The organism is Serratia sp. Res13-Sevr-LER1-36-b (assembly GCF_015673035.1).
Lineage (GTDB): Bacteria > Pseudomonadota > Gammaproteobacteria > Enterobacterales > Enterobacteriaceae > Chania > Chania fonticola_C.
On the sequence record NZ_JADACK010000005.1, the window covers coordinates 149,811 to 176,783 of the forward strand.

27 protein-coding genes are annotated in these 26,973 nt (G+C 51.6%); 17 read left to right on the plus strand and 10 right to left on the minus strand.

Features of this window, described 5'->3' with window-relative positions:
• Positions 1-262 precede the first annotated feature (262 nt).
• The gene (locus IMQ33_RS01820) at positions 263-1,954 is read right to left on the minus strand and encodes an aspartate:alanine antiporter (protein ID WP_065685428.1); all 1,692 of its coding nucleotides are present in this window, start codon (positions 1,952-1,954) and stop codon (positions 263-265) included.
• Positions 1,955-2,298: 344 nt separating this feature from the next.
• Here IMQ33_RS01820 and IMQ33_RS01825 point away from each other — a divergent pair, with 344 nt between their 5' ends.
• A complete protein-coding gene (locus IMQ33_RS01825; protein WP_065685365.1) occupies positions 2,299-2,688 on the plus strand; it encodes an inner membrane protein YbjM in 390 nt (129 codons plus the stop codon).
• 52 nt (positions 2,689-2,740) lie between these two features.
• On the opposite strand, the gene IMQ33_RS01830 is transcribed toward IMQ33_RS01825, so the two are convergent.
• Entirely contained in the window at positions 2,741-3,004 is a 264-nt protein-coding gene (locus IMQ33_RS01830; protein WP_021804981.1) for a GrxA family glutaredoxin, read from the minus strand.
• A gap of 238 nt (positions 3,005-3,242) precedes the next feature.
• Between IMQ33_RS01830 and IMQ33_RS01835 the strand changes: the two genes are divergently transcribed.
• The 8 genes from IMQ33_RS01835 to rlmC all read left to right on the plus strand — a co-directional run bounded on the left by IMQ33_RS01835 (position 3,243) and on the right by rlmC (position 11,084).
• Positions 3,243-3,542, plus strand: coding sequence for a YbjC family protein (locus tag IMQ33_RS01835; protein WP_161713540.1), 300 nt, complete (start codon positions 3,243-3,245; stop codon positions 3,540-3,542).
• 57 nt (positions 3,543-3,599) lie between these two features.
• A complete protein-coding gene (gene rimK, locus IMQ33_RS01840) occupies positions 3,600-4,502 on the plus strand; it encodes a 30S ribosomal protein S6--L-glutamate ligase (RefSeq protein WP_065685362.1) in 903 nt (300 codons plus the stop codon).
• A 174-nt stretch (positions 4,503-4,676) separates the two neighbouring features.
• Positions 4,677-5,156 (plus strand): YbjN domain-containing protein, encoded by a 480-nt coding sequence (locus IMQ33_RS01845; protein ID WP_065685361.1) that lies wholly within the window; start codon positions 4,677-4,679, stop codon positions 5,154-5,156.
• Positions 5,157-5,551: 395 nt separating this feature from the next.
• On the plus strand, positions 5,552-6,661 hold the full coding sequence (gene potF, locus IMQ33_RS01850) for a spermidine/putrescine ABC transporter substrate-binding protein PotF (protein ID WP_098927872.1): 1,110 nt from the start codon (positions 5,552-5,554) through the stop codon (positions 6,659-6,661).
• A 188-nt stretch (positions 6,662-6,849) separates the two neighbouring features.
• Positions 6,850-7,983 (plus strand): putrescine ABC transporter ATP-binding subunit PotG, encoded by a 1,134-nt coding sequence (gene potG, locus IMQ33_RS01855; protein WP_065685359.1) that lies wholly within the window; start codon positions 6,850-6,852, stop codon positions 7,981-7,983.
• Between the two features lie 24 nt (positions 7,984-8,007).
• Positions 8,008-8,970, plus strand: a complete 963-nt coding sequence (gene potH, locus IMQ33_RS01860; RefSeq protein WP_021804975.1) for a putrescine ABC transporter permease PotH — start codon at positions 8,008-8,010, stop codon at positions 8,968-8,970.
• Positions 8,967-9,812, plus strand: a complete 846-nt coding sequence (gene potI, locus IMQ33_RS01865; RefSeq protein ID WP_021804974.1) for a putrescine ABC transporter permease PotI — start codon at positions 8,967-8,969, stop codon at positions 9,810-9,812. The genes potH and potI overlap by 4 nt, the downstream gene beginning before the upstream one ends.
• A 144-nt stretch (positions 9,813-9,956) precedes the next feature.
• The gene (rlmC, locus tag IMQ33_RS01870) at positions 9,957-11,084 is read left to right on the plus strand and encodes a 23S rRNA (uracil(747)-C(5))-methyltransferase RlmC (RefSeq protein ID WP_196062880.1); all 1,128 of its coding nucleotides are present in this window, start codon (positions 9,957-9,959) and stop codon (positions 11,082-11,084) included.
• Between the two features lie 264 nt (positions 11,085-11,348).
• Here the strand turns inward: rlmC and artJ (IMQ33_RS01875) are convergent, their stop codons facing one another.
• The 6 genes from artJ (IMQ33_RS01875) to IMQ33_RS01900 form a co-directional block, all read right to left on the minus strand.
• Positions 11,349-12,083: an arginine ABC transporter substrate-binding protein gene (gene artJ / locus IMQ33_RS01875; protein ID WP_196062881.1), complete on the minus strand. Its 735-nt coding sequence runs from the start codon at positions 12,081-12,083 to the stop codon at positions 11,349-11,351.
• Positions 12,084-12,277: 194 nt separating this feature from the next.
• Positions 12,278-12,946: an arginine ABC transporter permease ArtM gene (gene artM, locus IMQ33_RS01880; RefSeq protein ID WP_024529840.1), complete on the minus strand. Its 669-nt coding sequence runs from the start codon at positions 12,944-12,946 to the stop codon at positions 12,278-12,280.
• On the minus strand, positions 12,946-13,662 hold the full coding sequence (gene artQ, locus IMQ33_RS01885; protein ID WP_021804970.1) for an arginine ABC transporter permease ArtQ: 717 nt from the start codon (positions 13,660-13,662) through the stop codon (positions 12,946-12,948). The genes artM and artQ overlap by 1 nt, the downstream gene beginning before the upstream one ends.
• A gap of 9 nt (positions 13,663-13,671) precedes the next feature.
• Positions 13,672-14,403, minus strand: coding sequence for an arginine ABC transporter substrate-binding protein (gene artJ / locus IMQ33_RS01890; RefSeq protein ID WP_021804969.1), 732 nt, complete (start codon positions 14,401-14,403; stop codon positions 13,672-13,674).
• 32 nt (positions 14,404-14,435) lie between these two features.
• Positions 14,436-15,164, minus strand: coding sequence for an arginine ABC transporter ATP-binding protein ArtP (gene artP / locus IMQ33_RS01895; RefSeq protein WP_098931676.1), 729 nt, complete (start codon positions 15,162-15,164; stop codon positions 14,436-14,438).
• Between the two features lie 264 nt (positions 15,165-15,428).
• Positions 15,429-15,977 (minus strand): lipoprotein, encoded by a 549-nt coding sequence (locus IMQ33_RS01900; protein WP_074028920.1) that lies wholly within the window; start codon positions 15,975-15,977, stop codon positions 15,429-15,431.
• Between the two features lie 563 nt (positions 15,978-16,540).
• Between IMQ33_RS01900 and tssI the strand changes: the two genes are divergently transcribed.
• From tssI to IMQ33_RS01940, 8 genes are all read left to right on the plus strand, one after another.
• Complete coding sequence (gene tssI / locus IMQ33_RS01905; protein WP_196062882.1) at positions 16,541-18,517, plus strand: type VI secretion system tip protein VgrG; 1,977 nt, start codon at positions 16,541-16,543, stop codon at positions 18,515-18,517.
• The gene (locus tag IMQ33_RS01910; protein ID WP_196062883.1) at positions 18,514-19,326 is read left to right on the plus strand and encodes a DUF4123 domain-containing protein; all 813 of its coding nucleotides are present in this window, start codon (positions 18,514-18,516) and stop codon (positions 19,324-19,326) included. The genes tssI and IMQ33_RS01910 overlap by 4 nt, the downstream gene beginning before the upstream one ends.
• A gap of 15 nt (positions 19,327-19,341) precedes the next feature.
• On the plus strand, positions 19,342-20,961 hold the full coding sequence (locus IMQ33_RS01915; protein WP_196062884.1) for a hypothetical protein: 1,620 nt from the start codon (positions 19,342-19,344) through the stop codon (positions 20,959-20,961).
• Entirely contained in the window at positions 20,912-21,859 is a 948-nt protein-coding gene (locus IMQ33_RS01920; RefSeq protein WP_230326848.1) for a hypothetical protein, read from the plus strand. The genes IMQ33_RS01915 and IMQ33_RS01920 overlap by 50 nt, the downstream gene beginning before the upstream one ends.
• A gap of 77 nt (positions 21,860-21,936) precedes the next feature.
• The gene (locus IMQ33_RS01925; RefSeq protein ID WP_065685351.1) at positions 21,937-22,203 is read left to right on the plus strand and encodes a type VI secretion system PAAR protein; all 267 of its coding nucleotides are present in this window, start codon (positions 21,937-21,939) and stop codon (positions 22,201-22,203) included.
• A gap of 211 nt (positions 22,204-22,414) precedes the next feature.
• Complete coding sequence (locus IMQ33_RS01930; protein ID WP_024486192.1) at positions 22,415-22,738, plus strand: heavy metal-binding domain-containing protein; 324 nt, start codon at positions 22,415-22,417, stop codon at positions 22,736-22,738.
• A gap of 146 nt (positions 22,739-22,884) precedes the next feature.
• Entirely contained in the window at positions 22,885-23,157 is a 273-nt protein-coding gene (locus tag IMQ33_RS01935; protein WP_161739054.1) for a hypothetical protein, read from the plus strand.
• A gap of 32 nt (positions 23,158-23,189) precedes the next feature.
• The gene (locus tag IMQ33_RS01940) at positions 23,190-24,026 is read left to right on the plus strand and encodes an N-acetylmuramoyl-L-alanine amidase (RefSeq protein WP_230326849.1); all 837 of its coding nucleotides are present in this window, start codon (positions 23,190-23,192) and stop codon (positions 24,024-24,026) included.
• A gap of 309 nt (positions 24,027-24,335) precedes the next feature.
• Here IMQ33_RS01940 and IMQ33_RS01945 read toward each other — a convergent pair whose 3' ends face one another.
• Positions 24,336-25,346 carry an NAD(P)-dependent oxidoreductase gene (locus IMQ33_RS01945; protein ID WP_196062886.1) on the minus strand — a complete coding sequence of 337 codons (1,011 nt, stop codon included), beginning with the start codon at positions 25,344-25,346 and terminating at the stop codon, positions 24,336-24,338.
• Between the two features lie 151 nt (positions 25,347-25,497).
• Positions 25,498-26,940, minus strand: coding sequence for a DUF2867 domain-containing protein (locus tag IMQ33_RS01950; protein ID WP_065685347.1), 1,443 nt, complete (start codon positions 26,938-26,940; stop codon positions 25,498-25,500).
• Between the last annotated feature and the right edge of the window lie 33 nt (positions 26,941-26,973).

The following is a 26,973-nucleotide window of genomic DNA, read 5'->3' on the forward strand; positions in this document are numbered from 1 at the left end:
CGCAAAAAGTCTGCCGCCATTTTGTCGCCACTCAGTAAAATGATGTTAGCTAAGTGACTGTTTTTAATGGGTGTAAAATTCAGGCAACAAAAAACCCGCTAATCTTGAACCTAAAAAGGCGGGACTAACGGGCTCCACAAAATGGGGACATCAAAGAAAAGCAGTGGCACTAATTCAGACTATGTCCCGATCGAAAAGTTCTACCTGTTGCCAGAAAAATTAAAAAATATTTCGCCGAGGCACCCCTTCTCAAACCGCCTTGCTACCCCATTATACCTGGCCAGATCACCACGATGAGCGAGCCTGCCAAGGTTAACAACACGTTAGCGATGGCGTAGGTGCCTGCATATCCCAACGCAGGAATATTACTACGTGCAGTGTCACTAATGATTTCCATCGCCGGGGCGCAGGTACGTGCTCCCATAATGGCACCAAACAGCAGGGCACGGTTCATGCGCAGAATGTAGGCACCGAACAGGAAGCAGATCACTACCGGTACCAGGCTGACGATCAAGCCTGCGATCAGCATCTGGCCACCTACTGCGCCAAGGGTATTGCCGATACCGGCTCCTGCGCTCAGGCCCACACCGGCCATAAACACCATCAGGCCGAACTCTTTCACCATGTTCAACGCGCCCTGAGGGATATAACCAAAGGTCGGGTGGTTGGCACGCAGGAAGCCCAGCATGATGCCGGACATCAATAGCCCTGCGGCGTTGCCGATGCCAAAGGAGAAGCTGCTGGTGAACTGAATGGTGATTTGGCCAATCAGCAGGCCGATGATAAAGAAGGCGCAGAACGCCAGCAGATCGGTGACCTGGCTATGAATGGAAATAAAGCCGATCTTCTCTGCCACGCTTTTTACCCGGCGGGCATCGCCGCTAACCTGCAGCACATCGCCTTTGTTCAACACGATACTGTCATCGATCGGCATTTCAATCTGGCTGCGGATCACGCGGTTGAGGAAGCAGCCATGATCGGTCAGCTTCAACTGGCTCAGGCGTTTGCCTACCGCATTGCTGTTTTTGACCACGATCTCTTCGGTCACGATGCGCATATCCAGCAGATCCCGGTCGAACACTTCCTTACCGTTACGGAAGCTTGGGTCCAGGCGTGCGTGGGCATCAGGGTAGCCGACCAGTGAGATTTCATCCCCGACCTGTAACACCGCATCTCCGTCTGGGTTGGCTAGAATGCCGTTGCGGCGAATTCGTTCGATGTAACAACCGGTTTGGCGGTAAATGCCGAGCTCGCGCAGGTTCTTGCCGTCTGCCCAGGCAACCAGTTCCTGGCCAACGCGATAGGCGCGGATCACCGGCAAATAGACCTTGCGCTGGCTATCGGTATCCAGGCCGCGCTCCCGGGCGATTTGTTGGGCAGAGGTAGAGAGGTCCTGATGCTGCAGTTTCGGCAGATAACGAGCGCCGAAAATCAGGCTGACCAGGCCAATCAGGTAGGTCAGGGCGTAGCCCAGGCTCAGATGGTCTTGGGCAGCAAGCAGTGCCGGGCCGCTGGTGATGGTATTACGCAGCGTGTCGCCTGCACCCACTAACACCGGTGTGGAGGTCATCGAACCGGCGAGCATGCCAGCGGTAAGGCCGATATCCCAGCGGAACAGCTTACCCAGACCGATGGCGATCACCATGGCTGAACCGACCATCACCAGCGCCAGCATGAAGTAGTTTTTGCCGTCGCGGAAAAAAATCGAGAAGAAATTGGGGCCAGCTTCAACGCCGACGCAAAAAATAAACAGCATGAAGCCGAGGCTTAACGCTTCGGTGTTAATGGCAAAGTGTTGCTGGCCAAGCAACAGCGAGACCACTAAAACGCCAATGGAATTACCGAGTTGAACGGAGCCAAGACGAACCTTTCCGAGGCAGAGCCCCAGGGCGAGTACCACAAACAGTAACAGGATGTAGTTACCGTTTAACAAACTTGCGACGTTTATGTTCACGGGGGATAACTTATTGTTTACCAGTAAGTTCTTGATAAAGAACACTATAAGAGTTAGATTCAGCCATAGAGTATATGGATAAAGCTTAGATAACAACCAACCATCGGAAGGCGATCCGAACCATCGAATGGCGGCGCTTATTCTAGTCGCTATCACGTATGACAGCCAGCATAAAGCTGTGTCGGTATACGTATTTAACCCTTTTTGACCAAGGAAAAAGTTCAGCCAGCGCTGTCGATTTCGGCTGTGTGTCGCAAGGTCTGTGCGATAGGCTGTGTTTTACGATGTAGTCAGCGGTCACATCGCGATATCCGTCGTTTTTCGGGTATGGAGGGAAGAGGTGGATGGTAAGTTATCGATACTGGGTGGGCATTTTTAGCTGTTTTCTGCTGTTTAGCCTGGTTTTTCTGGGCCAGAAGAGCGGTGCCGTCGGCGTGACAGAATCCGAGCATCATGGTGAAACCGGCCTGCTGTTGTTTATTATTCCCGGTTTTATCGCCAGCTATTTGTCGAGCAAGCAGCGTATCCTGTGTCCCTTGCTTGGCGCACTGTGTGCAGTACCGCTGTGTTTGCTCATTCGCCATTTTTGGTTAACGCCCGGCCATTCGTTTTGGCAGGAATTGGCTTATGCGGTCAGCGCCGTATTCTGGTGTGTGTTGGGTGGGATGTTGTATTTATTAATGCGCATGGTGTTGCATGCGTTGCAACAGTTCTATCGGCGGCAAAAACACTAATCGTAAGAAAGGCCACCTGAGTTCGGTGGCCTTTTTTGTTCGAGCTTGAAGCTTACTGGAACAGGTTCAGGTTTTCTTTGGCGTAGGCTTCAAAATCAGTGCAGCCGCCAATGTGGGTCTGATCGATAAAGATCTGTGGCACGGTTTCTACCGGTTTGCCCACGGTTTTTTCCAAATCGGCCTTGGTGATGCCTTCTGCGTGGATATCAACATAACGGAAGTTGAAATCGTCACGCTCTTCAGTCAATTTCTCTGCCAGCTCTTTAGCACGGACACAGTAAGGACAGCCCGGACGCCCGAAGATTACAGCAAACATGTAACACTCCTAGTCTGTTATTAATAATTAACCGTTATTGTAACGACATTCCTTCCGTCATAAAAAGACTTCAGTTGCGCAATCACTCACGTCATGGCGCTTACTATGCCCGTTGGCTGGGCTAAAAAAAAGCAGGATCTGCCTCTTGGTCTGATTTATAGAACCGATTAATCAACTAGAGCTGTTGCAGCGATGGCGAATTTACTACACTGGACACAGCGAGTCTGGAGAAAAAAATATGCGTTCATTCGGTGACTTACCGCGTTCTGTGCTGGTGCTTGAAGGATTGGGCATGGTGCTGTTGATACTCTCTTATCTGAGTATTCATGACTACGTCCGTTTGCCGGGAATGCTGGCTTCGCAACCGGCGGCGGTTGGCATGATCTTTCTCGGCGTTTTCATGATGGTTCCTGCAGCCGCATTTTTGGTCTGGCGCGTAGTGCAAGGGCTCAGCCCGCTAGTGCGCGGTGGCCAGCCGCCGCAGAACGATCGGCGTACCCCGCCGAAAGATAAACAAGACCAGGGACCGCAAGACTAAACGCGGCTATGGGGAATGCCTGCCAATGCAGGTGATCAACGCCTTTAGGGGTGACGAGTGAAAATTGCCATTCTTTCACGCGATGGTTCGCTGTACTCATGTAAAAGACTGCGTGAGGCTGCAGAGCAGCGTGGGCACCGTATCGATGTTATCGATCCGCAGTCTTGCTATATGAATATCAACCCGGCGGCACCGAGCATTCATTATCGTGGCCGCCGGTTGGAACATTACGATGCCGTGATCCCGCGTATTGGTTCCGCTATTACCTTTTATGGCACCGCCGTGCTGCGTCAGTTTGAACTGCTGGGCAGCTATCCACTCAATGAGTCAGTAGCCATTACCCGGGCGCGTGACAAGCTGCGTTCACTGCAACTGCTGGCGCGCCAGGGGATTGATCTGCCCATTACCGGCTTTGCGCATTCGCCGGATGATACCGGTGATTTGATTGAACTGGTGGGCGGCGCACCGCTGGTGGTGAAGCTGGTTGAAGGGACACAGGGGATCGGCGTGGTATTGGCCGAAACTCGCCAGGCGGCGGAGAGCGTGATCGACGCCTTCCGTGGTCTGAACGCCCATATCCTGGTGCAGGAGTATATCCGTGAAGCCAAGGGCTGTGACATTCGCTGCCTGGTCGTTGGCGGCAGGGTAGTTGCCGCGATTGAACGTCAGGCAAAGCCTGGAGAGTTTCGTTCGAACCTGCACCGGGGTGGCACGGCCCGTAAAGTGCATATCACCGGCAAGGAGCGCGCTACGGCGATCAAGGCCGTGGAGACATTGGGGCTGGATGTTGCCGGGGTTGATATCCTACGTGCCGATCGTGGCCCACTGGTGATGGAAGTGAATGCATCGCCGGGGTTGGAAGGCGTTGAAACCACCACCGGGTTGGATATTGCAGGCATGATGATCGAGTACATTGAGCAACGAGCCCGGCCTGGCTTTCGTCTGAAATCTGGCGGGTGATAAATTGCGCTTTCCGCTGTTGCGCCAAGCGTATACGGGGGATCGCAGGTGCGGGTATGCCGTGCGATGTTGCCGTATTAGTGAATTAAGCGGCTTTGATCGTGGCATCTCGATTGAATATTCCGTAAGCTATGCGCCTTTTCATGTCATTGAACCCTGTGAGGCTGGTAATTTATGGATTCACTCATCGTCCCCGATTTAGCGTTATTACGACGTTGGTTGGATCAGTTGGGGATCTCGTTTTTTGAATGTGACTCTTGCCAGGCGTTACACCTGCCGCACATGCAAAACTTTGACGGCGTATTCGATGCCAAGCTCGATCTGGTGGACAATGTGATCCTGTTTTCCGCGCTGGCCGAAGTGAAGCCAACCGCACTGATCCCGCTGGTGGCCGATCTCAGTCAAATCAATGCCAGCTCGCTGACCATCAAGGCCTTTGTTGATATTCAAGACGATAACTTGCCAAAGCTGATCGTTTGCCAGTCTTTGGGCATCGCTGTTGGCGTGGCCTATGAGCAGTTTGCCCACTTTATGCAACAGGGCGAAGAACAGATCTCGATGGTGATCCTGGAAGCCAGGGCGAACGATCTGCTGTTTATGGGTGATGAAGAAGAGAACCCGGCTACCGTAGCCAGCCAACCTATGCTGCATTAATCTTCGCTGTACATTATGTGTGCCGCAGATCTGGCGGCACGCAGCCCGGACTTTCCCCCACAAACAAATATTCTGCGTTTCTCCCCTTATTGCCAGATATTTATCGTCTTTTAGGGCGTTATTGCCGCATCACATACAGACCCCGTGCATAATTAATCGATAAACGGCGTTTTTTACCCTGGAGGCTGGCACCGTCTGGCAACTCCGGTTATGCTGCTGATCTTGCTAAAAGCTCACGCTCCTGTTTGTGACCTCGTGGGCTGGCAGGTGAGAAAATTGCATGCAATCAACTGCATAGCTATTCACTCGCGATCGCAACGATTGCGCTCGGCTAATCAAAGGCGTTGTATCCTTTCAGGATACAAATTTACCCCTTGTTTTGGAGGAAGTTACGGATGGTCACCCAACGTAAAAAGTGGTTATCGGGTGTGGTTGGCGGCTTGCTGATGACGGCTTGCCTTACCGCGTCGGCCGCAGACAATACGCTGCACATCTACAATTGGTCCGACTACATTGCGCCGGATACCCTGGCCAAATTCCAGAAAGAAACCGGCATCAAAGTGGTGTATGACGTCTTTGATTCCAACGAGGTTCTGGAAGGCAAACTGATGGCGGGCAGCACCGGTTATGACTTGGTGGTTCCTTCCTCCAACTTCCTTGAGCGCCAGTCCAAAGCCGGTATTTTTGAAGCTCTGGACAAGAGCAAGATACCTAATTACAAAAACCTTGATCCCGAGATGCTGCAACTGGTTGCGCATAACGACAAGGAGAATAAGTACGGTATCCCTTACATGATGGTGACCACCGGCATTGGCTATAACGTCGATAAGGTCAAAGCGGTGCTGGGTAAAGATGCCCCGGTCGATAGCTGGGATCTGATCCTCAAGCCGGAAAACCTGGAGAAGCTGAAAAGCTGTGGTGTCTCCTTCCTGGATGCACCAAGCGAAGTGTATGCCACCGTTTTGCACTATCTGGGCAAAGATCCTAACAGCACCAGTGCGGAAGATTACACCGGTGCGGCCAACGATCTGCTGATGAAGCTGCGGCCGAATATCCGCTACTTCCACTCTTCCCAGTACATTAACGATCTGGCTAACGGGGATATTTGCGTGGCCATTGGCTGGTCTGGCGACATCATGCAGGCCGCCAACCGTGCCAAAGAAGCCAAAAATGGCGTCAACGTGGCTTACTCCATTCCAAAAGAAGGGGCGCTGACCTACTTTGACATGTTTGCGATGCCAGCCGATGCCAAAAACAAAGATGCGGCCTACCAGTTCCTGAACTTCTTGCTCAAGCCAGAAGTGATCGCGGATATCAGCAACCACGTGTTTTATGCCAACGCGGTAAAAGATGCCACGCCGCTGGTGAATGCCGAGGTGCGTGATAACCCGAACGTTTATCCACCGGCAGATATTCGCGCCAAACTGTACACGCTGAACGTACAGTCGCCGAAACTTGACCGTGTCATTACCCGGGCTTGGACTAAAGTTAAAAGCGGGAAGTAAAGACCCGTCGTGTTTCAAGCTTGTCGCCTAGCTACAGCTCGAAATTCATAGGGTATTGATAAGTGTAGGGGCTCAGTATGCTGAGCCCGGTATTGATAAGCAGGTGGGTTTAACCCGCCTGCATTGCCATTTTGGGCCATGGCAATTGCTGTGGTTGGTCGTACTGCTTTAGCCGGAGAGCACCCCGATTGAACGATGTTATCCCTCGTCCGCTAGCCAAATCGCAGAAGGTTTTCACCCCTCTGCTGGAAATCCGTAACCTCACCAAAACCTTTGACGGCCAGAACGCGGTAGAAGACGTTAGCCTGACGATCTACAAGGGCGAAATCTTTGCGTTGTTGGGGCCTTCTGGCTGCGGAAAATCGACGTTGCTGCGCATGTTGGCCGGTTTTGAACAGCCGACGGAAGGGCAAATTGTCCTTGATGGCCAGGACATGTCCCATGTGCCACCATATCAGCGCCCGGTCAATATGATGTTCCAGTCCTATGCGCTGTTCCCCCATATGACGGTGGAGCAGAACATCGCGTTTGGCCTCAAGCAGGACAAAATGCCGCGCGCGGAAATTAACGAGCGCGTCACCGAAATGCTTACGTTGGTGCATATGCAGGAATACGCCAAGCGTAAGCCGCACCAGCTTTCCGGCGGGCAACGCCAGCGTGTGGCACTGGCGCGTAGCCTGGCCAAACGGCCGAAGCTGTTACTGCTGGATGAACCGATGGGCGCGCTGGATAAAAAACTGCGCGATCGCATGCAGCTGGAAGTGGTCGATATCCTGGAGCGCGTGGGCGCGACCTGCGTCATGGTCACCCACGATCAGGAAGAAGCGATGACCATGGCTGGCCGTATCGCTATCATGAATCGCGGCAAGTTTGTGCAAATCGGTGAGCCGGAAGAGATCTACGAGCACCCGAACAGCCGTTTCAGCGCCGAGTTTATCGGTTCGGTCAACGTGTTCGATTGCGTGTTGCAGGAGCGGCGGGACGATGCATTGATCCTGCAAAGCCCGGGTTTACGCCATGCGCTTAAGGTCGATCCTGATTCATCGGTGGTGGACGGTGTGCCTATTCAGGTCGCGCTCCGCCCGGAAAAGATCATGCTGTGTGAGGAAGTGCCGGAAGACGGCTGCAACTTTGCGGTGGGAGAGGTGGTGAACATCGCCTATCTTGGCGATCTGTCGATCTACCACGTGAAGTTGCTCAGCGGGCAGATGATCAGTGCGCAGCTGCAGAATGGTCATCGCTTCCGCAAAGGCATGCCGACCTGGGGTGATGAAGTGCGCCTGTGTTGGGAAACCGACAGCTGTGTGGTTCTGACGGTGTAGTTGAGAAAGTGAGGAGTAACCACCATGACATTGCTTTCTGAACGTTCGCCGGAGCCTCCGGCAAGAGTACCCGGCCCGATTAAGGCGTTTATCCAACGTTTGCAGATGGCCCATGGTCGCAAGCTGGTGATTGCGCTGCCGCTGCTGTGGCTGCTGCTACTGTTTATGCTGCCGTTCCTGATCGTGTTCAAGATCAGTCTGTCTGAACTGGCCTTGGCGGTACCGCCTTATACCGATCTGATGAGTTGGGCAGATGGCAAACTCGATATTGCGTTGAACTTTGCCAACTACCTGCAACTGACCGATGACCCGCTATACATCGATGCCTATCTGCAATCCTTGCAGATCGCGGCGGTTTCAACGCTGTGCTGCCTGGTGATCGGCTATCCGCTGGCATGGGCGGTGGCACACAGTAAACCATCGACCCGCAACATACTGCTGCTGTTGGTGATCCTGCCTTCCTGGACGTCATTCCTGATCCGTGTGTATGCCTGGATGGGGATACTGAAGAACAACGGGGTGTTGAACAACTTCCTGATGTGGTTGGGGGTAATCGATCAGCCGCTGGTGATCTTGCATACCAATCTGGCGGTATATATCGGCATCGTTTATTCCTATCTGCCGTTTATGGTGTTGCCAATTTATACCGCGCTGACGCGCCTTGATTACTCACTGGTTGAAGCCTCGCTGGATCTGGGGGCCAAGCCGTTGAAAACCTTCTTCAGCGTGATCATGCCGTTAACGCGTGGCGGTATCATTGCCGGCTCGATGCTGGTGTTTATCCCGGCGGTGGGGGAGTTTGTGATCCCGGAACTGCTCGGCGGGCCAGACAGCATCATGATTGGCCGCGTGCTATGGCAGGAGTTCTTCAATAACCGTGACTGGCCGGTCGCCTCGGCGGTTGCGACCGTGATGCTGCTGTTGCTGATTGTACCTATTCTCTGGTTCCACAAGCACCAGAACAAGGAAATGGGAGGGCAGGGATGAATAACTTGCCGGTAGTGCGCTCACCGTGGCGCATAGCGATTCTGGTGGTCGGTTTCACCTTCCTGTACGCACCGATGCTGATGCTGGTGATCTACTCGTTCAACAGTTCCAAGCTGGTTACCGTTTGGGCGGGGTGGTCTTTCCGCTGGTATATCGAACTGTTCCACGATTCGGCGATGATCAGCGCGGTTGGCCTGAGTTTGACCATTGCGGCGGCTTCCGCCACGGCGGCGGTGATCCTCGGCACCATTGCCGCGATGGTGATGGTGCGCTTTGGGCGTTTCCGGGGTTCGACCGGGTTTGCCTTTATGCTCACCGCACCGCTGGTTATGCCAGATGTGATCACCGGTTTGTCGCTGCTGCTGCTGTTTGTGGCTATGGGGCACACCTTTGGGTGGCCTTCTGAGCGCGGGATGTTCACCATCTGGCTGGCGCACGTCACTTTCTGTACTGCCTATGTGTCGGTCGTTATCAGTTCGCGTCTGCGAGAGTTGGATCGTTCGATCGAAGAGGCCGCGATGGATCTGGGCGCGACGCCGCTGAAAGTGTTTTCTGTGATCACCTTACCGATGATTGCCCCTGCGCTGATCTCGGGCTGGATGCTGGCGTTTACTCTCTCGTTGGACGATCTGGTCATTGCCAGCTTCGTGGCCGGGCCAGGGGCCACCACCTTGCCAATGCTGGTATTCTCCAGCGTGCGTATGGGGGTTAACCCGGAGATCAACGCCTTGGCGACGCTGATCCTGCTGGTGGTGGGGATCATCGGGTTTATCGCCTGGTGGTTTATGGCGCGGGCGGAAAAACAGCGCGCGCGTGAACTGCAAAGGGCCGCTCGTGGCTGATGCTGTTGACGATTAATCGAGCCTCAAACGCCGCCTGACCGGGCGGCGTTTTATCTTGTTCTGACCTCGTAAATAAGTTTTTGTCCGCGTTGGGTGATACAATCTGCGCCCTCATTGGTCATCCTGAGTTAACGGTTACTATTCATGCATTGCGCTTTGTACTCGGCGGGTACCTGCCGTTCCTGTCAGTGGCTGGAAAAGCCTTATCCCCAGCAACTGGAAGAAAAACAACATCATCTGCAATCCTTGCTGGCGGATCGCGATGTCGCGCAGTGGTTGGAACCGGTGACGGGTGAACAGAGTGCATTTCGCAACAAGGCGAAAATGGTGGTCAGCGGTAGCGTTGAGCGACCTTTGCTTGGCATGTTGCACCGTGATGGCACGCCGGTAGACCTGTGTGATTGCCCGTTGTATCCGGCCAGCTTTGCCCCGATTTTCGCGGTATTAAAAGACTTTATCCCTCGCGCCGGTTTAACGCCTTATAACGTGGCACGCAAACGTGGCGAACTGAAATATTTACTACTGACGGAAAGCACCTTCAGCGGCGGCCTGATGCTGCGCTTTGTACTGCGTTCTGACAGCAAACTGGCGCAACTGCGTGCGGCCTTGCCTTGGTTACAAGAACAGTTGCCGCAGTTGAAGGTGATCTCCGCCAATATTCAGCCAGTACACATGGCGATCATGGAAGGCGAGCATGAAGTCCCGCTGACCGAACAGCAGGCACTGGAAGAGCGGTTCAACCAAGTGCCGTTATATATTCGCCCACAGAGCTTTTTTCAAACTAATCCGCAGGTGGCTAGCCAACTGTATGCCACCGCACGGGATTGGGTACGGGCGCTGGGTATCGCCAGCATGTGGGATCTGTTCTGTGGCGTTGGCGGTTTCGGGTTGCATTGTGCACAGCCGCAAACCAGGCTGACTGGCATTGAAATCAGCGCAGAGGCGATTGCCTGTGCCAAACAGTCGGCACAAACTCTCGGCTTACAGCAGGTGGATTTTCAGGCGTTGGATTCGACCCGATTTGCCACCGCCGAGGGAGAGGTTCCTGAATTGGTCTTGGTGAACCCGCCGCGCCGGGGGATTGGCAATGAGCTGTGTGATTATCTCAACCGCATGGCGCCGAGATATATTCTTTATTCCAGCTGTAATGCGTTAAGTATGGCGAAGGATTTGGCGATGTTGCCGGATTACCGCGTTGAACGTGTGCAGCTATTTGATATGTTCCCGCATACTGCGCATTACGAAGTGTTGACGCTGCTGATCCGGAAATAACGGCCCCTCACCCTAACCCTCTCCCGCAGGGAGAGGGAACCGATCGAGTGTGTTTCAAATAGTAGTGACTTGCCTTGAATGAGGGGCGATCGAGCTTGCTGAGATGAGCTCTTTACTTGCAAAAGAGCTGATCCAGTGTGTTTCAATAGTAGTGACTTGCCTTGAATGAGGGGCGATCAAGTTTGCTGAGATGAGCTCTTTACTTGCAAAAGAGCAGGGGCTATAAGCTCCCTCTCCCTGTGGGAGAGGGTTGGGGTGAGGGGATTACTGTGGGAACCACTTATCGTTGATCACCTTGTAGGTCCCATCCGCCTTGATCGCATCCAGCGCAGCATTCAGCTTGGCCAGTAGTGCCTGATTGTCCGGGCGTACGGCAATGCCCAGGCCGGTACCAAAGTACTGCGCATCGGTTACGTGTTCACCTACGGCAGCCAGTTCCGGGTTATTCTTCAGCCACTCATTAACTACCGCCGTGTCACCGAACACGCCATCAATACGGCCATTCTTCAGCTCTAGCACGGCATTTTGGTAGCTGTCATAAGATACGGTATTAATTTCCGGGTGCTTGTCCTGCATGTATTTTTGATGCGTGGTGCCGTTTTCCATCCCCAGCTTTTTGCCTTTCAAATCCGCCAGCGTAGCGAACTTGCCTTTCTGAGCAATGACGATGGCCGAGTTGGCATAATAAGGCTGGGTAAAGGTAACCTGCTTGCTACGCTCTGGCGTGATGTCCATACCGGAAATCACCGCATCATATTTTTTGAATTTCAGCGCGGCGATCAGGCTGTCAAAGGCCTGGTTGGTAAAGGTGCAGTCAGCCTGCATCTGTTTGCACAAGGCCTTGGCCAAATCGATATCGAAACCGACGATCTGGTTATTGGCATCCAGAGATTCAAACGGCGGGTAGGTCGCTGAAGAGGCGAAACGGATAGTGTCTGCGGCGGCAGCGTTAAAGGTGATCCCGGCGAGAATGGTGGCAGCAAGTAACAGCTTTTTCATCGGTACGGCTCCTGTCGTAAATTTGATTGTTGTCTCGCCACCTTTTTTTCTGACAACGCCCCAAGGGTATTGTGAGTGGCTATGCCGATAACAATGCCATTTAGTGAATTATTATTCAATATAAATGACTAGAAAATTATTTTTGGCCATAAAAAAGCCCTGCGCATGGCAGGGCTAGTTCAGCGAGGCTTGGCTCAGTTACGCCGTTCAAACGCCAATGCGCGGCGTTCAACCATACGCATCAGTAACGTCAGCAGGCCATTGACGCACAGGTACACAATGCCAGCGGCACCGAAGACCATCACGTCATAAGTCCGGCCATACATCAGTTGGCTGTAGCCCATCACTTCCATCAGGGTAATGGTATAGGCAAGCGAGGTACTCTTGAACACCAAAACCACTTCGTTGGAGTAGGATGACAAGGCACGTTTGAAGGCATATGGCAGCAGAATACGTAGAGTTTGCTTGCGTGACATGCCCAGTGCTTCACAGGATTGCCACTGGCCTGCCGGGATAGCGCGTACCGCCCCATGGAACAGCAGGGTGGTGTAGGCCGCACTGTTCAGTGCCAACGCAATCATCGCGCAGAGCCAGGGTTGCGAAAGCAGGTTCCACAACCAGGGATACTCACGGATCGCCGGGAACTGGCCAGGGCCGTAGTAAATCAGGAAGATCTGCACCAGCAACGGCGTACCGGTGAACAACGTAATGTAGACCTTCACCAACTGCGTCAGCACCGGGGTTTTTAACGTCAGGATCACCGTCAGCACCAGCGACATCAGCAAGGCAACAATCAGTGCGACGATCGTCAACGACAGGCTGGTATGCAAGCCTTTGATGATTTCGGGGATGAATTCAAGCATCAGGCAGGCCCCCGCTCAAAACGCGTGGTACGCAGCTCGATCCGCTTAAGGATGTACTGGCTCAGCAGGGTGATCACCAGATAGATTGCCGCCGCAATCACATACCAAGTAAACGGCTCCTGGGTGCGTGTGGCAATACTCTTGGTCTGCAACATCAAATCGTTAACGCTAATCAACGACACCAGCGCGGTATCTTTCAGCAGCACCAGCCACTGGTTGCCCAGCCCCGGCAGCGCGTGACGCCACATTTGCGGCATGATCAAGCGGAAGAAGATAGCTGTCTTGCTTAGCCCGAGAGCCTGGCCGGATTCCCACTGACCCAGTGGCACCGCTTTCAGCGCCCCACGCAGCGTTTGCGATGCGTAGGCAGAATAGAGCAGGGCCAGGGCGATAACGCCGCACAGGAACGGGCTGACTTCGAAATTGTCGATGGACAGCTGCACCGGTAACTGGAACAGGCCGAAGTTCAGGACGAAGCCGTCGGACAGCATCATCAGCAGCTGTGAGGAGCCGAAGTAGATAAACAGCACCACCAGAATTTCTGGCAAGCCGCGCAGCAGGGTCACCCAGGCGGTGCCGAGCCAACTGACCGCTTTCCAGCGGGATGACTCCCAGACGGCAAACAGCATCGCCAGGATCAGGCCGAGGACCAGGGCACAAACGGCAAGGCCGACGGTCATCCCGGCGGCGCTAGCTAAAGGTTGGATTTCATTCATGGATAATGATTACTGCTGGAACCATTTTTTGTAGATGGTTTCGTAAGTCCCATCCTGCTTGATTTTATCCAGGGCGGCGTTGAATTTGCCCTGCAGTTCGGTATTTTGCAGGCGCATGGCAATGCCCAGACCGCTACCGAAGTAGTCTTTATCCGTCACTTTATCGCCCACTGCGGTCAGCGCAGCATTTTCTTTCAGCCACTCGTTAACCACGGCGGTATCGCCGAACACCGCATCAACACGGCCATTTTTCAGATCCAGAATGGCGTTCTGATAGCTGTCGTAACCCACGGTGGTGATTTCCGGGTGTTTATCGGTCAGGAATTTCTGGTGCGTGGTGCCGTTTTGCACGCCAACGCGTTTGCCTTTCAGCGCGGCCACGTCGGCCACTTTACCTTTCTCGGCAATAAACAGGGCCGAGTTATCGTAGTAAGGCTTGCTGAACAGCACCTGCTTTTCGCGCTCAGGGGTGATATCCATACCGGCCATCACGGCATCGAAACGCTTGAACTTCAGGCTTGGGATCAGGCTGTCGAAGCCCTGGTTGGTAAAGGTACACTCAGCCTGCATCTCTTTACACAGAGCGTTGGCCAGATCGACGTCGAAGCCCTGGATCTTGTTATCCGCCGCGACAAATTCGAACGGAGGGTAGGAAGCTTCGGTAGCGAAACGAATAGTTTCGGCTGCTGAGGCAGAAACGCTGATGCCAGCCAGAACGGCGGCGATTAGTAGTTTTTTCATCGCAAACTCCCTGAGAACAGCAAATATCGCTATTAGTGTGATAAGTAATTGGCAAACTCTACGGTTTGCGGTTGTGCAAAGTGGCTGGCATCGCCCTGTTCGACGATATGGCCATTTTCCATATACACCACGCGGCTGGCGGTTTTACGCGCGACTTCAACCTCATGGGTGACGATCACCTGAGTAATACCGGTGCCCGCCAACTCGCGAATAATGCTGACGATCTGCGCGGTAATTTCCGGATCCAGTGCGGCCGTAGGCTCATCGAACAGCAGAACCTGAGGCTCCATCATCAGCGCACGGGCAATGGCTACGCGCTGTTGTTGGCCACCGGAGAGATGCAGCGGGAAACGATCGGCAAAATCAGTCAGGCGTAACCGGGTCAGCAACTTGTCGGCACGCGCCATCGCTTGTGCCTTGCTCAGGCCAAGTACGCGGCAGGGCGCTTCGATCAGGTTTTGCACCACGGTCAGATGTGGCCAGAGATTGTACTGCTGGAACACCATGCCCACGTTTTGGCGCAGTTCGCGGATGGATTTCTCCCCCGGTGACTGTTTAAAGTCGAACTGATTGCCCGCGATTTGCAGGTGGCCAGAGCGTGGCATTTCCAGCAGGTTAAGCACCCGCAGCAGCGAACTCTTACCCGCGCCGCTTGGACCAAGCAGCACCAGAGTCTCGCCGGCAGGGCAATCCAGTGTAATGTTAAACAGCGCCTGATGTGCGCCGTAAAAGCAGTTGATATCTTTTAGTTGAATACTCATGCGCTGAAATTGAATAGACATTGATGCCGGGAATGGTAACTTCCACAGAATACTTATGCAATCTTTGTGAGTTAAAATTTATTAGTACGTCGCAGAATGACTAAATAATAGCAGAAGATACCGTGAGCGCTGGCTGAATGGCGGATTTGTCGCGCACACTGTGAGATAGCTAGCTATTTTTCTCAAGGTGATGGAGTTTTGAGCATTTCTGATGGGAGATAATTGGCAACCGGGAAGGTGATACACCCGGTTGCCATTTTGGTGTTACTGGTTCTCAAGGACCTGACGCAGCGTACCGCTGGCGGCATGCGGCGGGATGTTGAGGAAGCGGATGTCGTCAACCACCCAGCAGGTACCTTCACGGACCATCAGCACTTCGTCCTGCCAGCTGATTGCACTGGCACCTTCTTTTTGGTGAGTGAGCTGTACACGCAGCGGGATGTTTTTGGCATCGGTGTTAGGAATGGTGGAAGCGCTGGCAACCGTTGCGCTGGTTGGCCCCTGGGCATTGCCAGAGAAAAGATCGCCGGTGATGGTGTGTTTGCCAGGGTGCTGGCTGGCACTGACCAGATCCTGATACAGCACCTGGCTCAGGTAAGGTTGCAACTGTGCCAGGCGGCTGCTGTCCGGCAGTGCGGTGCTTGGGCCTTGCTGAATGCGCAGGTCATAGAATTTCTGGGCCACCGTATCCGGGCCACCCTCTACGCAGGCGCCAGTACGGACGCCAACATCCTTAAAGGCCGGCTCGACGGTGGTACAGGCGCTTAAGAACAGGGCCAAGGGTAAAACAACAGCAAGCGTTTTTGTTTTCATCTCATAACCTTATGTAAAAGTCTCTCAACCATGAAGACCGAAAACCACGGGACTAGCCTACAGTATAAAGGCGTTTTTGGTCCTTGCATTGGTGCTGTGTGCCATTGTGCCACAGAACATCCGCTTAAATGGTTTTTCATAGCATCGCAATGGATTGATTTTATGGGGAGTTCTTGATGCAGTTGTCAACTGCGGGTGAGTAGAGACAGCAATGTTAAGTTGGTTGAAAAATGTGCAAAATGCGTAGATCGGCGTCGCACAATAGATATTTTTTAATGATCATAAATTAACGTGCTGTTATTTAAAGAAAGTGGAATTTTGCTACGTCGTAAAACCAGAATAAAATTCGTTTTTCCTCCTTCCTATTAGTGTAAAAATATAGTTTAGCGAAAATTATAATATATACAGCTTTTCTCGTACGTAATAGGGAGGAGGTAAGTCATTGACCTGTTGTTTTCTCCTCGTTATCCTTATGTTTTGGTTAGAGTATTATCTTCTGCCTGTGGGAAATGCCAGGCCATTTCGCGTTTGATGCTGTCGCGTTTTCTATAAAGGGAAATCATATGTTGAGTACAAGCAAGGATGCAACAGGTCTGCGGTTTACCCTGAATATCGGTGATCTGCCAGCTGAAACATTCGTCGTATCGGGATTTACTCTACATGAGCAATTCTCCAGCCTTTTTACTCTCGAACTTGACGCCGCCAGTGCCAAACCCAGTGTGGAGTTTCGCTCAGTTCTGGATAATGTCGCTACCCTGACTATTTGGCGTGACACCGAAGTACAGCGCATAGTCAATGGGATTGTCACCTCTATTGAACAAGGGGATGCGGGGCTGCATCAAACACGTTACCGGCTCAGCATTCGTCCCGCACTCTGGCGAGCTGGTTTAGGGCGACATTCACGTATCTTCCAGCAACAAGATTTTCTGCAAATTCTGGAAACCTTGTTAAAGAAAAATAGAATTAACGACTATGCCCATGCTTTGCGCTTCCCTCATGCCGTGCGGGAGTTTTGCGTCCAATATAATGAAAGCGATCTGGAATTTATCAATCGCCTGGCTGCTGAAGAAGGCATTTACTATTTCTTTGAGCATAACGATGGTGCGCACACGCTAGTCTTTTCCGATGATTGTGCCGCGCTGAATGATGGGCCGATATTACCCTATTACCCGAATCAACAACAAAGCTCATTCGATGAGCTCTGTGTTACCACGTTTAAGCGCCGGGAGAGTCTGCGACCTTCTGATGTATTGTTAAAAGACTACACCTTTAAAAATCCCCTTTGGTCGGCAGAATATCGTGATCGGGCTCGAGATGATGAGCATCAGCCAGGCCGATATTTTCATTATGACTATCCTGGTCGATATAAGGCAGACCCAGGGGAGTCCTTTGCACGTTGGCGTTTACATGCGCTGCGAAACGATGCGCATCAGGGGGAGGGGGCGAGTAATTGCACTGCACTTCAGCCCGGAGTGCGTTTTATCTTGGAAAACCATCCGTTAGACGCCCTGAATACACGTTGGCAAATCACCCAGGCCACCCATATTGGGCAACAACCTCAAGCATTGGAAACACCATCTGGGGGACAGGGCACAACCGTGACGAGCCAGTTTGCGTTTATCCCCAATAATCAGACCTGGCGTCCACTTTCACTGCCGAAACCGCGCATTGATGGCGCGCAGATCGCGGTTGTCACTGGGCCCGAGAGTGAGGAGATTTTTTGCGATCCTTATGGTCGGGTCAAGGTTCGTTTTCTCTGGGATCTTTCAGGAAGAACCGATGACACAAGCTCTTGTTGGGTTCGGGTATCACATCCTTGGGCGGGGCCTAGGTGGGGAATGTCAGCCATTCCTCGTATCGGCCATGAGGTGATAGTCGAGTTTCTGAACGGCGATCCGGACCAACCTGTGATTATCGGGCGTACCTATCACGCTAACAATCTGCCTCCGGGTAATTTACCGGCAACCAAGACCCAGATGTCGATCCGTTCACAAACTCATAAGGGTGAGGGTTTTAACGAACTGCGTTTTGAGGATGAGAAAGATAAAGAAGAAGTTTTCATCCATGCACAGAAGAATATGGCTGTACGGGTGCTCAATTCTAAAGATGAGCGGGTGGAATACAACCGAAGCAGTAGCATCGGGCATGATGAAGAACTGGCCGTTGCCAACGATCGTAAAGTTACGGTAGAAGGTAATCAGCATCAGAAAATCACCGGCAACAGCCTGGCGATGACGGAAGGCGATCTAGGTGTACAAGTAAAGGGCGATCTGGCGCAGAAAATCAGTGGTGTATTCAGCGTAGACAGCAATGGCGATCTGACGTTGCAGAGCAGTAGCAAACTGACGCTGCGGGTTGGCGGCAGTTTGGTGGTAGTGCATGCTGGGGGAGTTGATATTAAAGGGCCATCCATTAATCTCAACTCCGGTGCTAGCCCCGGGGAGTTGGCGATACCGGCGGACCCGGCAATTTTAAAAGCGGCAGCTGCTCAGGGGACGTTATTTGTTGCGCATTGCCCGCAGGAGGATAAACAAGGATGAACGAGGCAATGAACTGGGCGATTGTTGATGCCGCAGCAGAACCAGAATTATTTACCATGCTGGAGCTCTATGACCCGCCTAATGCCAGTTTGTATGCGGAGCCCATTGCAGAAGATATTGGGTGTTTAGCCCCTTACCTGGTGCAAATAAATGAAGGTAGCCGTCAGTGGTTGATGCATCGGTCCACCCCCTGGGGGATCTGGCTGGAAAGCAAAGCCGAGATGAAAGCGTTGCGTCAACATTTGCGTAAATATCTCCATGTACAAATTCCGGATGAGGAAAAACCGGTATTTTTCCGTTTTTACGATCCGCGCAATATCTGGGCGTTACTGAAGGTACTTTCTCCTTGGGAGCAACATACATTTCTGGGGCCGGTAGATGCGATAGCAACTCACTGGAAAGGAGAGCTGCGTGATGAGCGTTTTACCGCCCTGAGGGAACAGTTTCCATCAGGGAGTAGCTCCCATCGTAAAATGATGCGGATATCCCGTGAACAGCTAGATGAGTTGAGTTTGGTGTTTGAGAAAAGGTATATCGACGGGTTGGTTGAGAAGATCGAAGCCTGGAGTGGGCACGATAGGAAAATAGAAGCCGCAACGATAGCGGAAACCTTCCGCTGGCTGAAACAGCAAGGGATTGTGGACGATCGGAGTATCCGTGGGTTGTTTTCTTTGTTCTACCAGCGGGGCTGTCTGGCGTTGGAAACTATTCCCAGCAATTTCAGATATGTTCTCTGCGCCGCAGGCGAAGAAGGCGGATATAAAGCCGAAACGCTGCTGATCCAGGAATTGGGTGACGTTCCCCTATAATAATAAGGATATTGTATGACCAGTTTGCCAGCAGGCTCACCAAAATGTAATTGTAAAAATCCGGATACTTGTATTCACTCATTGACATTGACAATCGATAAGCGGGTGTATGAATACAAGCAGGGTGACTTTATATCATTAGTATCAGTGATCAATAAAACCGCGAACCCTTTACCATTGAAATTATCACTGGTAGGCAAGAGTTGTGTTTCTCATAATCCAGAGTGTCCTAAGGGATTGATTTATTCACCTGAGCAAGGGCGTACACTGAAAACCTTTACTCGGGGAAGTACCAGTTATGATGTTAATTATGACACCGAGCAAACCCATAATCTTGCCAAAATAGACTCCGTCGAATTCATTAGTCGTTATATACTGAATCAAGGTGCAGTAGATTGGTTACCAAAAAGTCAGTATATCCTCCGTGTTGGGCAATGCCAAGGTCAGCCTTTTGTCGAGAAGAAGCTTAACTTTGCCGATGGGTTTAAGCAGTTGTATAATATCGCTCCTAGCGATCGCTTGTGGACTGTGATTAGTGTCTATCCTAATTATACTTGGGTGATAAACCTCACAATAGCGGCAAGCGAGAAAGTGATAGAGTACAGCGAAACAGAGCTAAAGGCTGAACGGCGCAGGCAAAATAGTGAAGCCGGAATGTCACAAAGAGGTACCAGAGGGTGGACTACACTATCCAAATACTCGATTACTGATACGTTAGAAGCCGAAGGGAAACTCTCATATAAGTTGGGACAAGAAGATGAATATAGTTTTAGCCAAAATTTGAAAGCGAATTTTACAAAAAGAGCAAAGGAATTAACAATACTTCAAGATACGATGAAAGCCATGGATGTGGTTGGGAAAGCATTGTCGACTGGTGAGGGTACAGGAACCAAGTATAAAATTCTTGATGCGGAAATTATGTTTCCAAAACTAGTTATTAGCGGAGGTGGGGAGCTAACTGAGGATGATAAAACCCATCAGGTTTATATGAAAGGTAAAGTTTCTGTAAGCCTTAAACCATTAGTTGGGTTGCAGATCAAATTGGATTTACTACAGGCCTTTGCCGCCTGGTATGGAGTAGCATCTGTTACTGATATTATCAGACAGCAACTTGCTGCTCGTGAAAACTCTGTTATGTCAGGGAAAAATGGGGCTTATGCAGGGCTGGAATTTAATCTGATTGCCTACGTGAAGGCTTTTATAACGTTGGCATTTGAAAGCAACGTTCATAAGACATGGAATTGGCGTGTAGATGGAACAAATGAGGTTGAGTTAGAGCTTTCATTAAAGGCTAATGCTAGGGCTGGCGTCAAGTTTTACTGCTTTGAAGGTGCCTTTGTAGTTGAAGGAACAGGAACCGCAGTGGGGATAATTGCATTTGATCGTACGCCGCAGGATAGAATTGAAATGATATTTTATCATAAGGGTATTAAAGTTGAGGTGGGGGCGAGTTATTCGGTTGGAGTAGCCGTCGATAACAAAGATAAAAATGGAGCTAATGGAAGTGGGCGTTCAGCCCCATCTTCTGTTTCCAAAGATATTCAGGCTAAAAAATCCCAAGGTGTAAATAAGGAGTGGATAATTCATGATGAATTGGAAAAGAAAAACTCAACTTATCGTTGTGTTTTGTTGTAATTGTGTGCTTTTTAATTTTTTGTTTGGCATTTCTTTTTTAAGGGCTGAAACGATGAGTGATATGAAATATTTAGTCTCATTCAACACAAAACGTAGTGCGTGTATGGCCAAAGTAAATGATTTCCCTGTTATTGATAATCTCACTTATGCAAGTGGAACGATATCAACAGGATTTAATATCACTTCATTTATTGAGAATGGAGAGAATAGTATCGAAATTAGGATGGGTTCTATAGATCCTAACGATAAGAACACACTTTACCTAGACTCAATGTGCCAGTTAACTATTACTAAAGATACTGCGAACTCTAGCCAAGAGGTTACATCTCTTATCTTATCGGTTGATAAAAAAGGTAATATAAAAGCCTCCTCTTCTTCAAATTACGATGGTTTGTTGAATGAAGGGCGTGTAGATGAAAGCCAATCCGCAGAAAGTAAAGAGCAAGACTTGTATCGAGTTGGCCGAAAAATAACGCTGAGTGGGTTGCCTACATGGGCGTGGGTGCATGCTACTCCTGTTTCTGAAAACGATCTTCCAAAAATAAGAAGTGCTTACAAGGAAGTTTGGAGTGCAATGAAAAGTAGAGATATCAATATGTTAAAAAAGCTAACGGTCATATCCAGTAAAGAAATGGGAGTGGCTGAGGGAGTTTCTGCAGATACTATATTTGAATCATATAATTTACCAGAAAAAGTTCTTGATAAAAACCTATCTCTTATCGATCTTGAATTAGAACCATATAAGCTAATTACTTATTGTAATGGGCGGGTCTTCAGATTTGGGCGAGGTATCTATCAGATATCACCGTTAAAATTCCAAGATTCTGATGGGGATTACCCTTATTCATATAACCCATACTTTTCTATCATTGATGGGAAAGTTGTTATCGTCAGATAGTCATGAATAAGTGATTGTGGCAATTCATTGGATTGCTACAATGTAGCCATAAAACTAGTTTAGAGGGAACCCAAACTATGGGCAATACCGTTAAAATTGGTGATAAAGATACCGGCCACGGTAGTCATCCGCCGACACCCGTTATCACTGGATCCACAACGGTGAAGGTTGATGGCCTGCCGTTAGCTCGGAAAGGCGACGTTTTGGCTGCTCATGGGCATGACCGAAATATCAGCGGGGGGTCATCCAGCGTTTTTATCGATGGGCAACCCGCAGCGAGAACGGGTGATGCAGTCAGCTGTGGCGGTGTACTAATTGGCGGTGGTTCGGTAAATATTGGCTAGTTTTCATATGACCAAGGGGTTGCCTTCGTTACACGGGCCGAAAGTTCAGCATCGTTCGGCCTGCCTGATTACACCAGTTTCAATTGTTTACGGCAATGGTACCCCCACTATCGTAATCTGTCCGTTTTTACTTAGAGATAAGTGCCACAGAACATCCGCTTAAATTAGCTGTCATAATGCAGCAATGATTTGATTTTATAAGGAGTTCTTGATGCAGTTGTCCACTACCCACACCCTGGAAGGGTTTACCATCACCGAATATTGCGGCGTAGTCACCGGTGAGGCGATTTTGGGTGCCAATATTTTCCGTGATTTCTTTGCTGGCGTGCGTGATATCGTTGGCGGCCGTTCCGGAGCCTATGAGAAAGAACTGCGCAAGGCGCGTCAGTTGGCCTTTCAGGAGGTGCAGGAACAGGCCAAAGAACTGGGGGCTAACGCGGTAGTCGGCATCGATATCGATTATCAAACCGTGGGTAAAGACAGCACCATGCTGATGGTCAGCGTCAGTGGCACCGCGGTAAAAGTCAGCCGCTGACATTCACCGACAGGCGCATAACGTTGTTAAGCGGGCGCGGCATGCGGCGCCCCTATGGTCAAATATGTGCAACCCCACCAATTCAGCAAAATTGCCACTTTGTCAGTAATCTGAGCGGCAGTGCCGTGAGACAACAAGGAAGTTAAATGGAAAATACCACACAGGTCAGCAATGAACTGCAACAGAAAATTAGCCAACTGACCAAGTTGATGACTTGGTTGTTGATCGGGGGCGTTGTCACGCTTGGAATGGCTCTGCTTAAGTTCTTTACCGGTGAGTTTGACCCCATATATCATTCGATCGAGGCCGCGCTTGGGCTTTATTGTCTGGCAACGTGGGTCAAGAGCTATTACGGCAGACAAAAGCTGTTGCAGCAATTGCGTGCGGCTGAGACTGCGTCAGATTCCGCCAGATCCTGATGACGGAATTTCACAGCAGGAAGGAGCGTATTTTGGTTAAGTGGTTGTGGATCGCTGCCATTGCAGTTTTGACGGGGTGCCAACAGCAATCCACCAGCACGCTGGTGGATCACGGTAGCTATCAGTTGGAAACGCTGCATCAGGCACCAGGGGCCGATCAGCGTATCCGCTTCCTGGTGATGCACTACACTGCAGAAGACTTTCACTCTTCACTGAAAACGCTTACCGAAGAACACGTCAGCGCCCATTACTTGCTGCCCGCCCATTCGCCACAGCAGGGCGGTAAACCGGTGGCGTATCAACTGGTGCCCGAAGCTTTGCGAGCCTGGCATGCAGGGGCCAGCAACTGGCGTGGACGTACCAATTTGAACGATACCTCGATCGGCATTGAGATCGTCAACCGGGGCTTTACCCGTAACTTGTTGGAGACAGACTGGCAGCCTTATACGCCCGAGCAAATTGCGTTACTGATCCAACTTAGCCGCGATATTGTGCAACGTTACGCGCTGCAACCGACGGACGTGGTAGGGCACAGTGACATCGCCCCGCAGCGCAAGCAGGATCCTGGCCCACTCTTCCCATGGCAACAGCTGGCGCAGGCAGGCATTGGTGCCTGGCCGGATGAGCGGGAGGTGGAACGTTATCTGGCCGGTCGTGATAAGCATGCGCCGGTGGCGATGGCGTCACTGTTGGAAAAGCTGGCACGATACGGCTATGGTGTTGATCCCTCATGGGATGCCAAGCAGCAGCGCAATCTGGTCGCGGCGTTTCAGATGCATTTCCGGCCCAGCGATTATCGCGGTGAGCCAGATGCAGAAAGTGAGGCGATTATTGAGGCGTTGCTAAGTAAATACGGAGCTATGCGCTAACGCCAAAAAATGCCCTCACCATAACCCTCCCACAGGGGACCGATCGAAGTGGGTTTGAAAATTCGGTGCTGCACTTTGGATGAGTGGGCGATCAAGTTTGCTGAGATTATCGCTTTACCGACAAATGTGCAGGGACTATCAGCTCCCTCTCCGTATGGTAGAGGGGACCGATCGAAGTGGGTTTGAAAATTCGGTGCTGCACTTTGGATGAGTGGGCGATCAAATTTGCTGAGATTATCACTTTACCGCCAAATGTGCAGGGACTTTCAGCTCCCTCTCCCTGTGGGAGAGGGTTGGGGTGAGGGGGAGTTATAGCCCGTGCAGATTACCGTGCTCTTTTAACCAGCGAGCAGTACGGCTAATACCTTCTTCTAGCGAAACCACGGGTTGATAATCCAGTTCCTGCTGTGCGCGAGTGGTGTTCAGCGTCAGATCGAAATTGAGCTTGGCGACGCTGTAATGGGTCAACACAGGTTCTTTATCACTTTTACTGCCTAGCTTTTCCATGCCACGTGCCATCATATCCAGCATCGGGTAGGGCACCGAGCGGATACGGCACTTCATGCCCAACTCATCGATCAACTGTTGCAGTACGGTGCGTAGCGTGCAGGCTTGCTGATTGGAGATGTTGTAGGCCCGGCCAGAAGGAGTCTCTTCCTTCACGGTGGCCAGCCACATGGCGTGTACCGCATTATCCAGATAGGTCATATCGACCAGTGCATCCCCGCCACGCGGTAACAGCAGGCTACCGTAGTGTTTGATCATATGCAGCAGGCGCGGCAGCATGATTTTATCGTGTGGGCCAAATAGCCCCTGTGGGCGCAGGATAGTGAAATGGGTTTGCGGATTGGACAGCGCCAACTGTTGCACCACCTGTTCCCCGGCGGCCTTGCTGCGGGCAAACTCGTTGGCATATCGAACCGGGCGGAAGTCTTCATCCACATTGCGGTGATGGTGATAATCAAAGTAAATCGCTGGCGACGAAATATGAATGAATCGTTCCACACCGTAGGCCGCAGCCCATTCCCCCAAGCGGCGGGTAGCGCGGACGTTGGCCAGTTCGAAGGCTTCTTCCGTGCCCCATGGAGAAGTGAAACCGGAGCAGTGCCACAGCACGTCCACATCCGCCAGCATGGCTTTGGCCTGTGAAGAAATCAGGTTGGTGAGATCGGCATGGATGAATTCGGCACCCATTTTTTCCAGCAGGCAGCCCATGGCCTGATTGCGCCCGGTGGCACGTACTTTTATACCTTTACGGCGGAGATATTCAACGGCGTTACGGCCTAACCCACTGGTTGCACCGGTGACCAATACCTTCATAACTCACTCTGTTCTCACCAAAAATCAGGATGCTGAGGGCGTTTTAGCGCGCCCCAGCAAATAAGGTGCCATTCTTTCGTGATTTTGTGCGCTATGCAATGAGAAAGGACCTAACCGAGACAGCAAACTGTGCGGTTGATCGACAATTAGACTAATGAGGGCGCTGGTTATCGTACTCCTCGGCCAATTGGGCAATCCGTTTGGCCATGCCACGGAAAATAAACAGGTGGGCAGGCATCATGACAAACCAGTATAACAGCCCGCTGAAACCGGCAGGATGCCACCAGGCGCGGACATCGAGCTGGCGACGATCGCCCAGGTCTTTGATGCTGAAGGTCAGGCGACCAAGCCCCGGGGCTTTCATCCCGAACATCAATGCCAACTGCCGTAATGGTTTCTTGGTGATCACTTTCCAGCCATCGACGAGATCGCCGACTTCCAGTGTGTCACGCTGCGGTCTGCCATAGACGACGCCGTTGCCGATCATATCGTCCATGCGGGCGCGGATTTGCCACAGGATGTTGGCGTAGAAGTATCCCTCTTTGCCGCCCAACTGCTGCACGACATGCCATAGCGCTTCACTCGAGGCCTGCGTATCCAGCTCACAGCCCGCATGTTTGGGATAGAAGCCATAACCAGGGCGCCAGCGAGCGCGGGCTTCAGGATCGTAACCCCAGTCAGCAGAGTCGACCACCTCGTCTTCGCGGCGTAGCGTTTCCTTAACCGCCTCATCAAAGGTTTGTAGTGGCTGTGGGATCAAGGCTTGCAGCGGTTTGCCATCGGCAGGTAAGTCATGGTTCAGCCCCTGGATAAGCGCGCTGGCAATCGAGGTTGGCACAGAGGTGATCATGCTGATAAACCATACCGAGATAAAGCGTGTCGGCAGCGGCACCGGGATCAGCCAGCGCTTTTTACCGCTGATCTTGATAAAGCGCTCGAACATGGTTTGGTAACTGATGTACTCCGGCCCGGCCACGTCAAAAATCCGGTTTTCCTGCGCCGGGTGTTGCAGAAGCCCGGTCAGGTAAGTGAGCAGGTTATCCAGTGCGACCGGGGACGATTTTGAGCGCACCCAACGCGGCGGCGTCAGGATTGGCAGGTTATAGACCATATCACGCATGATCTCGAACGCGGCTGACCCTGGGCCAACCACGATACTGGCGCGCAATTCGGTGACGGGAATGCCGCTTTGGCGCAGGATTTCGCCGGTCAGTTTACGGGCGATGAGGTGAGGGGAGCTATTGCCCTCTGGTTGCAGTGCGCCAAGGAAGATAACCTGTTTAACGTTGGATCCTCGCAAGGCATCGCGCAGGTTCTCCGCCGCCTGGCGTTCCTTTTCGATAAAATCATCGCCATCGCCCATGCCGTGGATCAGGTAGTAAACGGCATCGATCTGCCATAGCGCCGCCGTTAGCGTTTCTGGACGGTAGACATCCACGTAGCGGCAGCTTACATGTGGCCAGTTTTGCTCTTCCAACCATTCTATACGGCGTGCTGCGGCGGTGATTTCGTGGCCCTGTTCGGTCAACCGGGGGATCAGGTGTTGGCCAATATAACCGCTGGCTCCAAGAACCAGAATACGTTGGGAGGTCATTGCGCTGCCTTAGTTTATTGATGTTAATGTGAG

Coding starts and splice junctions, on each gene's coding strand:
- IMQ33_RS01825 (WP_065685365.1), top strand. CDS start 2,299: ATGGTAAGTTATCGATACTGGGTGGGCATTTTTAGCTGTTTTCTGCTG.
- IMQ33_RS01830 (WP_021804981.1), bottom strand. CDS start 3,004: ATGTTTGCTGTAATCTTCGGGCGTCCGGGCTGTCCTTACTGTGTCCGT.
- IMQ33_RS01835 (WP_161713540.1), top strand. CDS start 3,243: ATGCGTTCATTCGGTGACTTACCGCGTTCTGTGCTGGTGCTTGAAGGA.
- IMQ33_RS01845 (WP_065685361.1), top strand. CDS start 4,677: ATGGATTCACTCATCGTCCCCGATTTAGCGTTATTACGACGTTGGTTG.
- potF (WP_098927872.1), top strand. CDS start 5,552: ATGGTCACCCAACGTAAAAAGTGGTTATCGGGTGTGGTTGGCGGCTTG.
- potH (WP_021804975.1), top strand. CDS start 8,008: ATGACATTGCTTTCTGAACGTTCGCCGGAGCCTCCGGCAAGAGTACCC.
- potI (WP_021804974.1), top strand. CDS start 8,967: ATGAATAACTTGCCGGTAGTGCGCTCACCGTGGCGCATAGCGATTCTG.
- rlmC (WP_196062880.1), top strand. CDS start 9,957: ATGCATTGCGCTTTGTACTCGGCGGGTACCTGCCGTTCCTGTCAGTGG.
- artJ (WP_196062881.1), bottom strand. CDS start 12,083: ATGAAAAAGCTGTTACTTGCTGCCACCATTCTCGCCGGGATCACCTTT.
- artM (WP_024529840.1), bottom strand. CDS start 12,946: ATGCTTGAATTCATCCCCGAAATCATCAAAGGCTTGCATACCAGCCTG.
- artQ (WP_021804970.1), bottom strand. CDS start 13,662: ATGAATGAAATCCAACCTTTAGCTAGCGCCGCCGGGATGACCGTCGGC.
- artJ (WP_021804969.1), bottom strand. CDS start 14,403: ATGAAAAAACTACTAATCGCCGCCGTTCTGGCTGGCATCAGCGTTTCT.
- artP (WP_098931676.1), bottom strand. CDS start 15,164: ATGAGTATTCAACTAAAAGATATCAACTGCTTTTACGGCGCACATCAG.
- IMQ33_RS01900 (WP_074028920.1), bottom strand. CDS start 15,977: ATGAAAACAAAAACGCTTGCTGTTGTTTTACCCTTGGCCCTGTTCTTA.
- tssI (WP_196062882.1), top strand. CDS start 16,541: ATGTTGAGTACAAGCAAGGATGCAACAGGTCTGCGGTTTACCCTGAAT.
- IMQ33_RS01910 (WP_196062883.1), top strand. CDS start 18,514: ATGAACGAGGCAATGAACTGGGCGATTGTTGATGCCGCAGCAGAACCA.
- IMQ33_RS01915 (WP_196062884.1), top strand. CDS start 19,342: ATGACCAGTTTGCCAGCAGGCTCACCAAAATGTAATTGTAAAAATCCG.
- IMQ33_RS01920 (WP_230326848.1), top strand. CDS start 20,912: ATGATGAATTGGAAAAGAAAAACTCAACTTATCGTTGTGTTTTGTTGT.
- IMQ33_RS01925 (WP_065685351.1), top strand. CDS start 21,937: ATGGGCAATACCGTTAAAATTGGTGATAAAGATACCGGCCACGGTAGT.
- IMQ33_RS01930 (WP_024486192.1), top strand. CDS start 22,415: ATGCAGTTGTCCACTACCCACACCCTGGAAGGGTTTACCATCACCGAA.
- IMQ33_RS01935 (WP_161739054.1), top strand. CDS start 22,885: ATGGAAAATACCACACAGGTCAGCAATGAACTGCAACAGAAAATTAGC.
- IMQ33_RS01945 (WP_196062886.1), bottom strand. CDS start 25,346: ATGAAGGTATTGGTCACCGGTGCAACCAGTGGGTTAGGCCGTAACGCC.
- IMQ33_RS01950 (WP_065685347.1), bottom strand. CDS start 26,940: ATGACCTCCCAACGTATTCTGGTTCTTGGAGCCAGCGGTTATATTGGC.